Annotated in this window: 14 protein-coding genes; 7 read left to right on the top strand and 7 right to left on the bottom strand. The window is 69.9% G+C overall.

Translation table 11 applies throughout. The features are described from left to right. Positions 1-16: 16 nt before the first annotated feature. Positions 17-1,537, top strand: a complete 1,521-nt coding sequence (locus tag IGS67_RS06705) for a DNA cytosine methyltransferase (protein WP_192279046.1) — start codon at positions 17-19, stop codon at positions 1,535-1,537. Between the two features lie 3 nt (positions 1,538-1,540). Here IGS67_RS06705 and IGS67_RS14335 read toward each other — a convergent pair whose 3' ends face one another. Next, positions 1,541-2,593 carry an HNH endonuclease gene (locus IGS67_RS14335; RefSeq protein WP_192279044.1) on the bottom strand — a complete coding sequence of 351 codons (1,053 nt, stop codon included), beginning with the start codon at positions 2,591-2,593 and terminating at the stop codon, positions 1,541-1,543. Positions 2,594-2,624: 31 nt separating this feature from the next. On the opposite strand from IGS67_RS14335, the gene IGS67_RS06695 reads away from it, so the two are divergent. Together IGS67_RS06695 and IGS67_RS06690 are read left to right on the top strand one after the other, a co-directional pair. Next, positions 2,625-3,503, top strand: a complete 879-nt coding sequence (locus IGS67_RS06695) for a nuclease-related domain-containing protein (protein WP_192279042.1) — start codon at positions 2,625-2,627, stop codon at positions 3,501-3,503. 39 nt (positions 3,504-3,542) lie between these two features. Next, positions 3,543-3,800 carry a hypothetical protein gene (locus tag IGS67_RS06690; protein WP_192279041.1) on the top strand — a complete coding sequence of 86 codons (258 nt, stop codon included), beginning with the start codon at positions 3,543-3,545 and terminating at the stop codon, positions 3,798-3,800. A gap of 85 nt (positions 3,801-3,885) precedes the next feature. On the opposite strand, the gene IGS67_RS06685 is transcribed toward IGS67_RS06690, so the two are convergent. The 4 genes from IGS67_RS06685 to IGS67_RS06670 all read right to left on the bottom strand — a co-directional run bounded on the left by IGS67_RS06685 (position 3,886) and on the right by IGS67_RS06670 (position 8,204). Next, positions 3,886-4,485, bottom strand: coding sequence for a TetR/AcrR family transcriptional regulator (locus tag IGS67_RS06685; protein WP_235977971.1), 600 nt, complete (start codon positions 4,483-4,485; stop codon positions 3,886-3,888). A gap of 96 nt (positions 4,486-4,581) precedes the next feature. Then, a complete protein-coding gene (locus IGS67_RS06680; protein ID WP_192279040.1) occupies positions 4,582-6,915 on the bottom strand; it encodes a YhgE/Pip domain-containing protein in 2,334 nt (777 codons plus the stop codon). Then, on the bottom strand, positions 6,912-7,742 hold the full coding sequence (locus IGS67_RS06675) for an ATP-binding cassette domain-containing protein (RefSeq protein ID WP_192279039.1): 831 nt from the start codon (positions 7,740-7,742) through the stop codon (positions 6,912-6,914). Before IGS67_RS06675 ends, IGS67_RS06680 begins: the two co-directional genes overlap by 4 nt. Before the next feature lie 186 nt (positions 7,743-7,928). Then, positions 7,929-8,204, bottom strand: a complete 276-nt coding sequence (locus IGS67_RS06670) for a hypothetical protein (protein WP_192279038.1) — start codon at positions 8,202-8,204, stop codon at positions 7,929-7,931. A gap of 31 nt (positions 8,205-8,235) precedes the next feature. Between IGS67_RS06670 and IGS67_RS06665 the strand changes: the two genes are divergently transcribed. Both IGS67_RS06665 and IGS67_RS06660 read left to right on the top strand, forming a co-directional pair. Then, complete coding sequence (locus IGS67_RS06665) at positions 8,236-8,493, top strand: hypothetical protein (RefSeq protein ID WP_192279037.1); 258 nt, start codon at positions 8,236-8,238, stop codon at positions 8,491-8,493. Positions 8,494-8,743: 250 nt separating this feature from the next. Further along, on the top strand, positions 8,744-9,946 hold the full coding sequence (locus tag IGS67_RS06660; protein WP_192279036.1) for a hypothetical protein: 1,203 nt from the start codon (positions 8,744-8,746) through the stop codon (positions 9,944-9,946). A 108-nt stretch (positions 9,947-10,054) separates the two neighbouring features. On the opposite strand, the gene IGS67_RS06655 is transcribed toward IGS67_RS06660, so the two are convergent. After that, positions 10,055-11,704 carry a hypothetical protein gene (locus tag IGS67_RS06655; RefSeq protein ID WP_192279035.1) on the bottom strand — a complete coding sequence of 550 codons (1,650 nt, stop codon included), beginning with the start codon at positions 11,702-11,704 and terminating at the stop codon, positions 10,055-10,057. A 105-nt stretch (positions 11,705-11,809) separates the two neighbouring features. Beyond that, positions 11,810-12,793, bottom strand: coding sequence for a hypothetical protein (locus tag IGS67_RS06650; RefSeq protein ID WP_192279034.1), 984 nt, complete (start codon positions 12,791-12,793; stop codon positions 11,810-11,812). Between the two features lie 116 nt (positions 12,794-12,909). Here IGS67_RS06650 and IGS67_RS06645 point away from each other — a divergent pair, with 116 nt between their 5' ends. After that, entirely contained in the window at positions 12,910-13,596 is a 687-nt protein-coding gene (locus IGS67_RS06645) for a DsbA family oxidoreductase (RefSeq protein WP_192279032.1), read from the top strand. A 22-nt stretch (positions 13,597-13,618) separates the two neighbouring features. Beyond that, positions 13,619-13,870 carry a hypothetical protein gene (locus tag IGS67_RS06640; RefSeq protein ID WP_192279030.1) on the top strand — a complete coding sequence of 84 codons (252 nt, stop codon included), beginning with the start codon at positions 13,619-13,621 and terminating at the stop codon, positions 13,868-13,870. Positions 13,871-13,958: the final 88 nt, after the last annotated feature.

The raw sequence follows: 13,958 nt of genomic DNA, 5'->3' as shown, positions 1-13,958 counted from the left end.
GGGCTAGTATCCTCGGGTGTCTGCCACCCGACCTTCGTCCGAGCTGATCCGGGTCCTTGATCTCTTCGCAGGCTGCGGCGGGCTCACCGAGGGCTTACATAGCTTTGAGCCCAATGATGGCGATGGCCCGGTGTTCCGGACTGTCGGCGCGGTCGAGTGGAACGAGGCCGCAGCCTCCACCTACGCAGCAAACTTCGGGGCCGGCTCCCGTCGGGCGGCAAGCGGGCCGGGCCCCGTGGTTCATTGTGGTGACATCACGGGGTGGCTCCCTGACTCGAGCCTCGGTGTGATCGACGTTGTTGTCGGAGGTCCGCCTTGCCAGGGATTCTCGGGGCTCAACCGCGAGAAGACCGGTGCTGAACGCAACTCCCTATGGCAGGAGTTCATCAGGGTCGTCGTCGCTACCCGGCCCAAGGTCTTCGTTATCGAGAACGTCGACCGCTTCGTCCGCTCGCCCGAGTTTGCCGACCTTCGGGCGAGGATCGGGGAGGGCGACCTCAAGGACTACGTACTTGTACCTCCGTCGGGGAACTGGAGCGGCGGCGATGAGGTAGAGGAGGCGCGCCGGCTGTTGCTCAACGCCGCGGACTTTGGGGCGCTGCAGGCGCGGCGGCGCGCCATCGTCATCGGAGTTCGCACCGATGCGGGGATCTTGCCTCAGACCTTTCACTACCCCGTGCCGACGCATGCTCGGCCGCGGCCGGGAACAGACACAGTGGCGGCGCTCTTGGACGCTCCCGGACTTCCGCAGTGGCGGTCAGCCAGCGAGGTCCTTGGGTCGCCGTCGCCGACGCAAGGAGTCGAGTTTCCCGGCGGCCGCGAGCGGGATCTGGGGGAGCCCTTCGGTACCCAACCCGGACCGTTCCGCACGCGCGAGCTTCACATCACCCGCAACCCTGAGGCCGTCTCGTTGGCGAGGTACCGCGCGATCCCCCCAGAGGGCAACCGGAAGGACCTCCGTGGCCGGTACCTCTGCAGGTTTGAGGACGGGTCCAGCCTCATCATTGCGAAGTCCGCTGACTACCGTGGCGACGAGGGCCAGCTCAAGCCGTTCGGGGCCTATCGGGTCGTCGAGGCGGGTGTGGCATCGGGCAGATCCCTCGACGTGAGGCCCTCGAGCGATCAGCGCGTTCCTGTGTCGAGCGGCTCTCCCCGATCGATCGCGGAGATGTTCCGCGTCTCGGTGCACGACGGCGGCCAGGTGCGGCCAGCGACGATCGAGTACCTCTCGACCCCTTCCTGGGACCGGCACGACGCAGGCAGCGGTGATGTCATGGGACGCCTTCGGCTCGATCACCCGTCGGTGACGATCCGGACGGAGTTTTTCAAGCCCGAGAAGGGGCGCTACCTCCATCCGACCGAGGACAGACCCATCACTCACTATGAGGCGGCGAAGCTCCAGGGCTTTCCCGATGACTTCGTGTGGCATGGCTCGAAGACCGAGATTGCGAAGCAGATCGGCAACGCTGTGCCAGTGCCGTTGGGGCGAGCGATCGCGGGGGCGATCTACAACTACCTCCGTCCGAAAGGAAGTTGACGCCTAGCCTCGGAACACGTGCTCTCGGTGGTGCGCGACATACCGCGCCAGCGGGGGCTTGAGCATGAGCCCGGGCGAGGAAAGGCCGGGAAAGGCGTCGAGTTCCGAGACGATGCGCCCGAGAGGCGTGGGAGGATCGATGTTCTTGAGCTCAGGTGATACCAGCGCGCGGAAGTCCTCGTCGAGCGAGATGTAGCCGACATCGAACGCGCGGTCGTGTGTCGGGCAGGCCGCAATGCCGTTGCGGACATCGAGGCGCTCCTTGTCATCGCTGTCGCGCCATGGCTTGATATGGCTTGCGACGAGCATCTGCGGGCCTCCCGCGGGCGTCGCGAGGCCGCAGAAGACGCAACGGCCGCGGCAGTTGGCAACGACTCCTCGGGCGAAGTGCATCTGCCCGACCCTCATCGACGCCAGCGCTGCACGCTCGGTCGGCCCCAGCGCGTCGTCGAGCACCTGGGTGAGCATGGACTCCACAGGGCTGCCGCCGAGGCTGCCACGGGCAAGAAGCGTGCGATCTTCCCAGAAGGTCGGCGGCAAGAAGTCCGGGAGCTGGTCAGTACCGATCCCGGCGACGCGCGCACCTGCGAAGACATCGGTGAGGAGGCGTGCGAACCGGCGCGGCTCATCCTGCAGCAGCGCTCCGACCTCCCGGTCGCGTGCTGCGCCGTTCGGTCGTGAGCCGTCGAGGTTCCCAAGCTTGTACAGGAGGCTCGACGTACTACGGCCAAGGAGCATCGCGAGCTCCGGGAGAGGACTTGGGACGGACGAGATGTTCGCCCCGCCGTAGCGCCGTCGGTTGACGACAAGGCTTGCCGCGGCGACCATCACGGTCTCGACCGGCAGATAGTCGACCTGCCGAGGGTGGTCCGAAGGAGGCTCGCGGCGGACGATCTCGCTCCACTGCGATGCCGCCTCCGCCACAGACAACGAACTGTCCCACCGCGAACTCATCATCACCTCCGCTACCTCGGGGCTGACCTGCGTCGATGTTGTCGCAGTTCGGAGGGGTACACAAGGGAGTGTCGCGCTCAACAGAAGGGGCGTCGAACCCACGCCCCAACCTCAACCTGCCGATCCCCACTACATGACCGACCCCACCCTTCCGGGCCGGGGCGCGGAGGAGGTTGCTTCCCGCTCGGCCCGGCGTGCCCAGGCGCTTCGTCGTGAGCAGGAGCTGCGCGACCAGACGGACGCGGCCGCGCAGGCGCAGCTTGAGCGGGCGCTCAAGCGGCAGCGCACGTGGTCGCAGGGTGCGGAGGGGGAGCGGCTCGTCGCGCACACGCTCGGCGCGCTCGAGCGGTACGGCTGGACGCTTCTGCACGACGTTCGTCAGCCTGACAGGCAGCTCGCGAACATCGATCACGTCGCCGTCGGCCCGGGTGGCGTCGTCGTCATCGATGCGAAGAACTGGACGGGCACCGTGACGACCGAGGGCGGCGTCCTCCGTCAGAACGGGTACGCGCGCACCAAGGAGACGGACGCGGTCGGCCTCCAGGCCGCGTCCGTCGCGGCGCTCCTGCGGCCCGAGCATCGCACCGCAGCGCGCGGCGCGCTCACGACGGTCGCGCACGACGTCGAGCCCGTGCAGATCGGGCCCACCACCGTCGTCGGGCGGGCTCAGCTGGGGCCGTGGCTGCTGAGCCTGCCGCCACGGCTCACACCGTTCGACGTCGCGGCGGTCGCCTCCGTCCTCGACCGTGAGCTCGTGCAGCCGCGGGACGCGCGGGCGCCGAAGGCGCACGGACGCAGGCGGGGCGCGACGAAGATGCACGACCCCAGCCGCGGCACGGCGAAGATGTCCAAGAGGCTGGCGAGCCGTGGTCGGCAGCTCGCGACAGGTCTGCTCCGCCTCGGCCTCGCGGCGCTCGGCGTCGTCGCGCTCATCGCCTACGGGCCCGCGATCGCGTCCTGGATCGGCGACACCTTCGCGAGCCTTCTCACCGGCGCGATCTCATCGCCCTGAACGTTCAAGCCCCGCCTCTCCCCGTCCGATATCACGGACATGACGGACCTCAACGTGCAGCCCGCAGTGCCTGCCAGCTCGCGGCGCGCTGCGCTCGCGGAGTCCCGTCACCTCCACGCGATGACCGATCACGTTCCGGCGGCGTACACCGTCGTCGAGTCTGACATCCCCGTGCTCCTCTCCGGCCACGAGGAGGCCCGTCGTCCCGTCGACCTTGGCGGCGTGTGGTTCGGGCTGTGCGTCGTCGTGTCCGCCGTCGTCCTCGTGGCGTACGACGCGCTCGTCGGGTTCGGCTGAGGCATCTCGGGCATCTCGTCGCCCGCACCGGAGCCGTTCCGCGCTCTCCGTCGCCGGAACGGCGGCGACGAGCGTCACGCTCCGCCTACAGACCAGCCGTGAGGCCCCGCACGCTCGCATGCACCTCGTCGAGCGTCCTGTCCGGCTGGAAGACGAGCCACTCGAGCCCCGCCACGAGCGTCGCCCCGAAGACGGCCGCGGCGAGCAGCGACACGTCCTCGCCCGGACGCCTCACGGTGAGCTCGACCTCGAACATCGAGATCGTCTCGGCACGCAGCGCACCGATCGACTGCTGCCACTCGCGCTCCGCCCGGAACACCTCGGCCGCGACGAGCTTCGCGAGGTCCGGGTAGGTGTGGACCGCCGCGAGCAGCGCACGCACCATCGCGTCGATCCGCTCGTCGTCGGCGACGGCGTCGCGCGCCGACGCGAGAGCCGTCCGCAGCCGCTCCGTGCCCTCGCCGAGCGCGGCCTCGAGGATGTCCGACTTCGACGCAAAGTTGTAGTAGACGCTGCCCTTGGCGACCCCGGCCTCCGCCGCAATGTCGTCGACGCTCGTCGCCGAGAAGCCCTGCCGCGCCACGAGCCGCACGGCCGCGTCGATGACCGCCGCACGGGTGCCCGCGCGGCGCGCGGCGTGACCGTCGGTCCGAGCGGGCATCGGCCGCGGCGAAGGGGAGGTCATATGGTTCATCCTCTCAGGACGCGGGGGTGTCTGTGAGGGCTGGTGCACACGGATCGTGTGCACCAGCCCCCACAATCCGCCCGGTGACGGAACAGCTCAGAGCGAGATCGCCGGGTGCAGCCTGTCGACCGTCCATGTGCGCATCCGTCCCGACCGCCACGCCGTCACGGCGAGCGACGCGACGAGCGTCCCGCCGAGCACCGCGACGGACACGAGCAGCCGCCCGTCCACGCCGCCCGTGATGAGCTGGCGCAGCCCCGTGACCGCGTAGCTCATGGGCAGCCACGGGTGGATCGCCTGGAAGAAGTCCGCCGTCACGGGCACGGGGTACGTGCCGCCCGACGACGCGAGCTGCAGCATGAGGATCGCGAGCACGACGACCTTCCCGGCCGCAGGCCCGGCGAGCGCGATGATCGCCTGCTGCAGCGCGATGAACGCCGCCGAGACGAGCAGCGTGAACGCCACGACCCCCGCGAGGTGCGCCGTGTGCATGCCGAGGCCCAGCTTGACGACGCTCAGCATGACAACCACCTGGCCCACACCGACGATGAGCGCCGGCCACAGCCCCGCCCACGCGATACGCCCACCCGAGACAGGCGCCGCGAGCGCCCGCGCCGGCACCGGCCGCAGGAGCAGCCACGTGATGAGCGCCCCGACGAAGAGGGCCAGCGAGATGAAGAACGGCGCGAAGCCCTCACCAAAGCCCTCGGCCTGTGCGACGTCGGTGTCCGTGACAACGACGGGCGCGGCGATGACGTCCGCCCGCTGCGTGCGCAGCGACTCAGGGTCGTCGGGGATCTGCTCGGTGCCGTCAACCAGCCCCGACGCGAGCGTCCCGGCGCCGTCCTCGAGCTGCGTCGTGCCGTCGGCCAGCGCCGTCGCCCCGGAGGCGAGCGTCGTCGTGCCGTCGGCCAGCGCCGACGCCCCGTCGGCCGCGGACTGTGTGCCCGCGAGGAGCGTGCTCGTGCCCGACTTGAGCGTCGTCGTGCCAGCGGCGAGCTTGCTCGCCCCGGACTTGAGGGAGCTCGCGCCCGACGCCAGGTCGGCCGCGCCCGAGTCGAGGCGTGCGAGTCCCTTCTCGAGGCTCGTCGCGCCGGCCGACACCTGGGTGATGCCGTCGCGCAGAGTCGTCGTGCCCTTTGCGCCCGGGCGCAGCTGGGCGGCGAGCGACTGGGCGCCCTTCGATGCCGTGCCGACACCGTCGCTCAGCGCCTGGGCGCCGTCAGCGAGCGTGCGCGCACCCGAGACTGCCGTCTCGAGCTGCTTCGTGAGCGCCGCGCCGTCGACGTTGCCGAGCTGCGTGAGCGCCGCCGTGTCCTTCGCGAGAAGGCCCTGCACCGCCGGGTTCGCGCCGGACGGGTCGAGAGCCTTCAGGGTCGCAACGTTGGCCTGCAGCAGCTGGCCCAGGTCGGAGAGCGTCCCCGGCAGGGCGGTGAGGGTCGGCGCAGCGGCCTCGAGGCCGTCGGCCAGCGTGTCCGCGCCGTCGGCGACCTGCGCGGCGCCCGCGACGAGGCCGCCGTCTGCTGTGAAGCCCGACGCCAGCTTGTCCGCACCCTGCGACAACGCTGCCGCGCCCTCCGCGAGCTTGTCCGCACCCTGGGCGAGCGACGTCGCACCCTCGTGCGCGTCCCCGACGCCCGTCGCGAGCGTCGTCGCGCCCGTCGCGAGCGTCGTCGAGCCCGCGCTGAGCGACTGCGCACCCTTGTCGAGCTTCGTCACGCCCGCTGCCGCGCTGCCCGCGCCGTCGCGCAGGTCGCGGAGGCCCGACGCGAGCGAGCCCGCGCCGTCCGCAGCGCTCTGCGCACCGTCGGCGAGCTTCTGCGCGCCGTCATCGACCTGGCCCGCCGCCGTTCCCAGCCGCAGCGCGCCGTCCGACGCGGTCGCGAAACCGTCGCGCGCCGTGCCCAGGCCCACAAGGACCTGGTCAACTGCCTGCGCGCCAATCTCCTCGCGCACCGCCGTCTGCACCTGCTCCATCGCGGAACGGCCGAGCGTCGTCGCGAGGAACGAGTTCGCGTCGTTGTAGGTCACCGCGATGCTCGCCGCCTCCGGTGCGTCGCCCGCGACGTCCGCGATGCGCTGCGAGAAGTCTGCGGGGATCGTCACCGCGAAGTAGTAGTCGCCGCTCTCGACACCGACCTGCGCCGCCGCCGCGTCCGTGCGCTCCCAGCGCAGGTCGCCCGAGTCCGTGAGCCGGTCCGCGACCTGTGCGCCCGCGTCGAGCCGCTCGCCGTCGACCGTCGCGCCCGCGTCCTCGACGACGAGCGCGACCGGCAGGTTGTCCATGCGCCCCATCGGGTCCCAGAACGCCCACAGGTACAGGGCGCCGTAGAGCAACGGGATGAGCACGAGCGCACCGAGCGCAAGCTTGGGCAGCGCGCCGCGGCGGAAGCGCCGCAGCTCCGTGCCCGTCGAGGTGAGGGAGATCATGCGAGGGGCTCCTCGTCGGTGGGGGAGGTGGTGGGTGTGGCGTGCGCGGGGGTCCTGGAGGCCGCGACCCGGTGTGGTGCGCCGCGGTGCGGCGTGTCGTCCGCGCTGAGCTGAGGTCCGGTGGTGAGGCGCACGACGCGTGGCTCGACGGGCCACGTCATCGCGTCGACCTCACCGGCCGATGCGACCGACGCGACGACCGTGAGGCCCGCCGTCGTTGGTGGCGCCGTCGTGAGCGCCGCGAGGCGGTCCCAGACGATCTGACGACGCGCGGTGTCGTGCACCTGGTCGAGGTCGTCGACGACGAGCAGCTCGGGGCGTGCCGTGAGCGCGATGACGATGCGCAGGAGCATCGCGTCGACCTCGTCGAGGTCGCGCACGAGCGTCGAGGCCGCGGGGACGGGGCGCGGACCGAACACCGGAGCGGCGAGCGTCCGCAGCTTCGTGTCGGTGAGGCGCGGAGTCCGTGCGTACCAGGGCGCCTGCCACGCGAGGCGTTCGCGCACAGTGTCGCCGACGGTGACCGACGGCTCGAGGTCGTCGATGCCGGCGAACCCGGCGATCGCGCTGAGGCGCTGGACGGCGCGACGTTCACGGGGCAGGTCATGGCCGCCGACCGTGAGCTGGACGGTCCCGCGCGACGGCTTCATGCGGCCGGCGAGGGTGAGCAGGAGGCTCGTGCGGCCTGAGCCCTGCGGGCCCTGGAGGACGACGAGGTCGCCCGCGGCGACGTGCATGTCGAGCGGGCCGTAGACGGGGCCGTGGGGGCCGTCGAGGTGCAGCGCCTTGGCGAGGATCGCGGCGCGGGGTGTGGGGGAGGTGTCCATGTGGCTTCTCCGGCGGGTCTGGCCCGCGACATTCTTTGGACTGACTGGTCAGTACAAAAATAGGCACGTGAGTGGATCCCAGGCAACCCCTCGCGGTGTTCACCGCGTCACGCCGGGAACGCCGACGCCCCGCCGCCGACCTCGGGGAGGTCAGCGACGGGGCGCGGGGTCCAAGCCGTCAGTCGGCTACGACGCGGACGTCGTCCATCTGCGCTCGGGGTTCTGGTACTTGAGGCCCCACTTCTTCCACATCGACTTCGCGTTCTTGGCGCGTGATCCCTTGCAGGAGCTCGTGTAGTAGTTGTAGCGCGTCGACCCCGTGATTGCGGTCGCCATGCAGTCCGCCTGCTGCTCCTGCGGGTCCGCGGCGCCCTTCGCGAAGATCTTCTGCTCGGCCTTCTGGATCGGCCACACCTTCGCGAGCCTTCTCACGGGTGCGATCTCCTCACCCAGAACGCTCAAGCCGCGCCGTCCCGCGGCCGATATCACGGACATGACGGACCTCAACGTGCAGCCCGCGGCGCCTGCTGGCTCCCGGCGCGCTGCCCTCGCCGAGTCCCGTCATCTCCACGCCATGGCCGGTCATGTGCCGGCGGCGTACACGGTCGTCGAGTCGGACGTCGTCAGGCTCCTCGACGTGGACGCGAAGGGCCGTCGTCCCGTCGACCTTGGCGGTCTGTGGTTCGGGCTGTGCGTTGTCGTGTCCGTCGTCGTCCTCGTGGCGTACGACGCGCTCGTCGGGTTCGGCTGAGCCAGCGCGAGCGCAGGTCGTCAGGGAGGCGCCGCGAAGGTTGTGGGGGCAGCGCCCGAGCACACCCACGAAGCATCCTGGGAGTACGTGCGCGGGCGTGAACGGGCGTGCGAGACGCAAGGCCGACTGTCGCACTTTGAAGAAGTGACGTGATGTTCACGGCTAGCGCGGTCGTGCGCTTCGGAGTGTCGGTGGCTGGCGCTAGCGTGCGAACAGCAGTACCCCAGGGTTCGAACAGGGAGAGGAACCAATGCTTCACAAGATTCTGGCCGGGGCGCTTGGACTTGCGCTCGCGGTGGGCGGGGTCGGCGCACCCGCGTTCGCTGCCGAGGTCAAGCCGACCGTGACCGTCGCCGCAGCGAAGATCAGTGCACCCAAGGTGTCCGTCGCGGGCAAGGCCATCGTCGGGCAGAAGCTCCGGGTCAAGAGCGCCCCATGGAAGCCTCGCGGCACGAAGCTCACGTACCGATGGCTGCAGAACGGCAAGCCGATCCCCGGCGCGACGCGCTCCACGCTGACGTTGAAGCCTAAGCAGGTGGGCAAGCGGATCTCCGTCAAGGTCACTGCGCGCAAGGCAGGTGCGAAGACCGTGACGCGCACGTCAGCGCGCACAGTTGCGGTGAAGCGCGCATCGTTCAAAGCCAGCACCCCGCGCCTTCTTGGGAGCGCCACCGTGGGGGAGAGACTGACGGTCGCCACGGGCCAGTGGTCCCCTGCCGCCACGACCCTCACGTACCGGTGGACCCGCGACGGCACCACCATCGCAGGAGCGACAGGGCCCTCCTACACGCTTTGCCCCGCCGATCTCGGACACCGCATCCGCGCGACGGTCACAGGAGCGCGCAGCGGGTACACGACAACCTCACGAACGACGTCCCCCAGTGCGGTCGTAGCATCGTTCTACGACGCCAGCTTCGGCACGTTCCCCACGACGACCTACACAGGCTACGGGGATGACATCATCACGCTCGACAGCAGCCGGAAGGCAGTCGTCGTCACAGCGCAGCACTCTGGAAGCAGCAACTTCGTCGTCCGCGCACGAACCGCGGACTTCGGATACGGCGACCTGCTCGTCAACGAGATCGGCAGATACAGCGGAACAACCGCCACCGGCCTGAGCCCGTACGACGACGAGACGGGCATCCTCGAGATCGACGCCGACGGGGCGTGGACGATCACCGTCGCACCGGTCAGCTCGCTACCCGCGCTGCCGACCTCCGGAGTTGGCGATGCTGTCTTTCTCTATGACGGGGCGGCAGTGACGAAGGGTGTCGCCCACTACGGGAGGAGCAACTTCATCGTCAAGCAGTACCACCGCGACGAGAGGTTCGGGGGCCGTCTGACGTGGGAGACGCACGTCAACGAGATCGGCCGGTACTCGGGAAACCGATACTTCCGCAGCGGACCGTCGGTCGTCACGATCGAGGCAGACGGAGCCTGGGAGATCCTCTGAGTCACCAAGGAGCCTCACAACGCGACTCGTCCACGCGCCGGCCGGGAGCGCCCCTCGGGTGAGTGGATTCGTGCGGCGCGCGGGCCGTGAGCCCGCGCGCCGCCGGTGTTAATCCTGGTGGTAGAAGTTGGTCAGACCGATGACGATGCCCCCGCTCGCCGCGGACGGTATGCCGCGCACGTCGTGCCCGACGGCGATCGTTTGACGCTTCTTCTTGCCGTTCGCGTAACGCATCTCGATGACGCCCGCGCGCGTGATCTTGTACGTCCCTCGCTGACTCGGGGGCGTTGAGCTCCAGAACAGATCGAGACCGGGCCAGCTGCCCAGCGACGTGCGGGACCTCACGAACTTGCCGCTCTTCGTGAGCACGAGCCGCTCCGTCCACGTGGTGCACTGCAACAGGCAACTGCCCGACCAGTTCTGGTGCACGAGGTTCGCCGAGAGCCGCGTCCCTCGCTTTGGCAGCGTCGCAGGCTCGAAGCGCGACGCGGCATCGCCCTTCGCCACCTTGTACGAGAAGCCCTTCGTCGTCACCTTGAACTTCTGCGAGCCGATCTTCGCGATGCCACGGCGCGCGTCGTACGTGTACCGCTTGCACGACGTCGAGGACCGGCTGCACGACGGCGTGCGACCCTTCGCGTCGCCGATGTACACCCAGGAGCGGTTGAGGAACCGCATCGTCATGTTGTCCCACCCGGACGTCGAGCTCATCGTCGACGGCTGATATCCCCAGAAGAACCTGCCCGCGAGTGACGAGTACCGGCGTGGCGCCGGCTCGCGGGCAATGGTGAAGGACTTCGTCACCCGCGACCCGTTCGACGACGTCACCGTGAACGTCACCTTGCGGGACTTCGCGCCCTTGAGCCGCACCTTGTACACCACAGCCTCGTTCGAGCGGGCCGTGACCGTGCCGAGCGAACGACTCGCGCTCTTGATCGTCAGACCGGAGCCCTTGGCGCTGATCCGTACCTTCTGCGCGTCACCCTGACCCTTGTTGTGCACCTTGAGGCGCAGCGTCGTCCACCGGCCTGCCCGCGCTCCCTGCACAGGCTCTCCGCCCGTCACCTCGAGACGTGGCGCGTGAACCTCCTCGAGCTTCTCCGCATAGAACGACTGGTAGCGGGTGGCCCCGTCCGCGCTCTGCACGACGACGTACGCGCACTCGAGGTCAGCGTGCCGGAACGTGCTCGCGGCCGCCGACGTCAACGTCACCGCGGTGCCGCTGCCAGAGCGGGTCACGGGGAACGTGCCCGTCGAGCCTGCCGCGCCGACATGCTGGCCCGTCGTCGCCCCTCCTGGGCGGGCCTCGACCCCGAGCACAGCACGCGCGACGCACGTCGAACCGCTCCACTCGCCGAACCACACGACGGCGAGCGAGTTCTGGGACGCGCTCGGCGCCCCCGCAAACGTCAGGGTCGCGCGCAGTCGCTGGCCGACGACATCCTGGGTCGCGACAACCTTCACCAACCGCTGCCCGGCATGGGGCGATGCATCGTCCCGTGCGTCCGCGATCGTCGCGGTCCGCCGCAGGAGGCCCGCGACGTAGGCGGACGCGCCCGCCGACGAGCCGGAGCGCGCCGCGGACGCCCCACCCACCGTCGTGCCACCCAGCGGTCGCGCCGCACTTGTCGTTCCTGCGGCGACCGTGTCAGCGAGCCCGTCCGGGTCCGGCGGAGGCGCGGCGGCTGCGGGCGCCGCGCCTGCGAGTGCGACGGCGACAAGAGTCGCCGTCAGCGCCGAGATCATGCGTGTTGTCATGGTGGTCCGCCCTGTCCGCTAGTGCCGTGGGGTCACGTTAGCCCGGGCGGCTGCGCTCAGCGAGCCGAGATGTGGGGCCACCTGCCAGCCAGGGAAAGTGTCAGATCACCCAGCGGGCGTCGTCCATCTGCGCTCGGGGTTCTGGTATTTGAGGCCCCACTTCTTCCACATCGACTTCGCGTTCTTGGCGCGTGATCCCTTGCAGGAGCTCGTGTAGTAGTTGTAGCGGGTCGATCCCGTGATCGCGGTCGCCATGCAGTCCGCCTGCTGCTCCTGCGGGTCCGCGGCGCCCTTCGCGAAGATCTTCTTCTCGGCCTTCTTCGACGCGTCATACGCGGCCTCGCTCTTGCCGATCGGGCGTGCCTGGACGATGTGCGCGCACTCGTGGATCGCGGTGTGACGCAGCTGGCCGGCGTCCTGCCCGGACGCGAGCTCGATCGTCTGCGTCCACTTCCAGTCGTAGACCCAGCCCTTGCCCGTCCAGCGAGGCGTGGCCTTCCAGCGCGTCCACGCCATGCCGATCGCCCAGCTGTCCTTGACTCTGGGGGAGTCGATGTAGATCGGGGTCGTCGGGCAGTACTTCTTGATGTAGCTGCGCGCCTTCGCGATGTACTTCGCGTGCTTCTTCGAGTCCGACTGGAAGATCTTGAAGGACTTCGACACGACCGTCTTGTTGTGCTTGCTCTTGCCGAGCACCACCCGGTACGCGCGGTTGCCGGCCTTCGCCGGCACGCGGAGCGTCACCTTCGCGCTCGAGCCAGCCCGCGGCGCGCGCGTCGTCGACACGGTCCGCCACTTACCGGAGTCCTTCCGCTGCAGCGCGACCTTCTGGTACCGCGGCTTCGTCACCCGGACGGTCACCGACGTGCGCTTCTTCGTCGTCTGGAGCTTGCGGTAGCTCGGCTTGCCGAGCTTGGCCGACGCCGCGCCACCGACGCTGCCCGAGCGTGCGGACGGTGCCTGGGCAGAGGGCACCTGGGCGGCGAACGTCGCGGATCCGGACGATGGTGCCGCGACAGCCGGGGCTGCGACCGGCAGGCACAGTGCCGCTGCGGCGAGCCCGGCGACGAGCGAGGTCCTTGTCTTCATGAGTGCGTCCTTCATCCAGAGGTTCCGTCAGGATAGGTGCCAGACGTCGGGCGCGCTCCTGGGGGCGCGAACCTGTGGACGGGGAATACCCCAGGCTCGCCCGACGCTCCCTGGGGGTGAGCACCCAGCCCGCGGCCGCTGAGCCGCTGAAGATCGACATCTGGTCCGACATTGCCTGCCCCTGGTGCTACCTGGGCAAGCACCGGCTCGCCGCCGGGATCGAGGCCTTCGCCGCGACCGACGCCGCCGTCCCCGTCGAGATCGAGTACCACTCCTTCGAGCTCGCCCCCGACACCCCCGTGGACTTCGAGGGCTCCGAGATCGACTTCCTCGCCCACCACAAGGGCCTGCCCGCCGCGCAGGTCGAGCAGATGCTCGGCCAGATGACCGCGACCGCCGCCGCCGAGGGCCTCACCATGGACTTCGCGCGCCTGCGCCACACCAAGACGCTCCGCGCGCACGAGCTGCTCCACGCGGCGAAGGCCGCGGGCCGCCAGGCGGAGATGCTCGAACGTCTCTTCGAGGCGTACTTCGCGCAGGGTGAGCACGTCGCCGACGTCGACACGCTCGTGCGCCTCGCGACGGAGGTCGGCCTCGACGCCGACGAGGTGCGCGCCGCGCTTGCGGACGGCCGCCATGCGGACGCGGTCGCCGCTGACATCGAGCAGGCCCGTACGTTCGGCATCACGGGCGTGCCGTTCTACGTCGTCGATGGACGGTACGGGATCTCCGGCGCGCAGCCCGGTGAGGCGTTCGCGCAGATCCTCGGCCAGATCGTCGCCGAGCGCGCGACCACCGACTGACCCCCAGGATCACGGAGGATCCATGAGTGACGTCCATGCCGCCCCGCGCGGCCACGAGAACTCGCTGATGTTCGACGGTGTCGCACCCGTCGCCGAGGCTGCATCCCGCGGCGACGCCGCGATGCTCGACGCGTTCGGCGCGCCCGCGCCCGACCCGTCGGTCGCGCCGACGCAGCTCTTCGCAGGCCCGGCGGCGCCGGGCGCGCTCGCGTCGGGCGCCTTGGCGATGGTCGGTGGCGCGGGAGAGGTGTGCGGGCCTGACGGTTGTGCGTGACCGTCGGGCCCGCAGCGTGACGGTCGACGCAGCGGGAGCGCCCGACGGGAAGTTGCCGCTTCAATAGTTGACGCTTCAAGTAAATGGG

The sequence above is a fragment of the Flavimobilis rhizosphaerae genome, from assembly GCF_014852685.1.
Taxonomy (GTDB): domain Bacteria; phylum Actinomycetota; class Actinomycetes; order Actinomycetales; family Cellulomonadaceae; genus Flavimobilis; species Flavimobilis rhizosphaerae.
Note: the sequence above shows the minus strand (reverse complement) of the source record. Positions and strands in the feature narration are given on the sequence as shown.